The organism is Collinsella sp. SGI.033 (genome assembly GCF_050315135.1).
Classification (GTDB): Bacteria; Actinomycetota; Coriobacteriia; order Coriobacteriales; family Coriobacteriaceae; genus Collinsella.
In genome coordinates, this window is the sequence record NZ_JBNPOK010000059.1 from 1 (window position 1) to 1,069 (window position 1,069).

The 1,069-nt window shown below is 55.3% G+C and carries 1 protein-coding gene; it reads left to right on the top strand.

From position 1 onward, the window contains the following. The coding region (locus ACQRC0_RS08745; protein ID WP_427729313.1) for a hypothetical protein at positions 1-737 on the top strand (737 nt) is incomplete at its 5' end. Positions 738-1,069 lie beyond the last annotated feature (332 nt).

Here is a 1,069-nt window from a genome sequence, read left to right on the forward strand (position 1 = left end):
GCGAAGGCGCAGGCACCACCATCACCAGCACTAAACTGTGCAACAACAGCGCGGGCACGGCGGGTTCCGACGTCTACCTGAGCGGCTCTGTTGCAAAATTGTCAGCCGCAAAAGACATGAACGAGCTTTACCTGGGCAAACCCGATGACGTGACTAATAAAAAGATTGACGGTTGGTATCTTGACAACGAAGATGCTCGCTACACAACGCAGACAAAAGATCAGCGTAGAGAGTACTCCAACTATACCAACATCGACTCCGATGACGAGGTTTATCTGATTGCCGCCGCAAAACCGTCTTTGGTGAAAATCACCTTCGCGAATGAAGACGGCACCACTATCTATAGCGAAACCTTGTACGAGATCGGCACGAAAGCAGACCAAATCACGGCACCCACTCCTACGAAACCGTCTGACGACAAGTACGACTACGTGTTCGATTCGTGGGACAAGGAAATCACCGACGCGACAGAAGACGTTGTCTACAAAGCCAAGTTCAAAAAGGTGCCCAAGAACAATCCGGGCAATCCCGATGCCGGCAAACCCGACGCGGGCGCCCCAGGCAACAACACCCCTGGCGCGGGCGGATCTCAAACTAATGGCGGCAACGCGAACGCCGATAGCGCCATTCCTCCGGTGGGTGATCATACGGCAACAGTGCTTGGCGCTGCTCTGACCGGAACGGGTGTACTTGCATTGGCAGCTGCAATCTGCGCGCGCAAAAGAAAGCGCATCTGATAATACAAGGCGCTCTCATTTCGCTTACCGCAAGAAGTCGGTACCGCGCGGGTGCGAACTGCGGCCCAAACTTAGACGGCTCAATAAATAAATAAGCTGCAAGGGACTGGCCCCGGATTTTCTCCGGGGTCAGTCCCTTCAATTTGACCCGACCCCTCCGAGCGTTTCAGTGGGTTGCGTAGGCGTCGAGGTCAGTCATCCCTAAAGGGCCCGAAGTCGGGTCACGTCCGCTCCGATCCCGTCCTCGATATAGCCGAAGGCCTGTTCGGTCGGCTCGCTATCCAGGCGGTTGTCCTTGACGCCTATTCCGAAGGAGGCATGCGAGCGATATC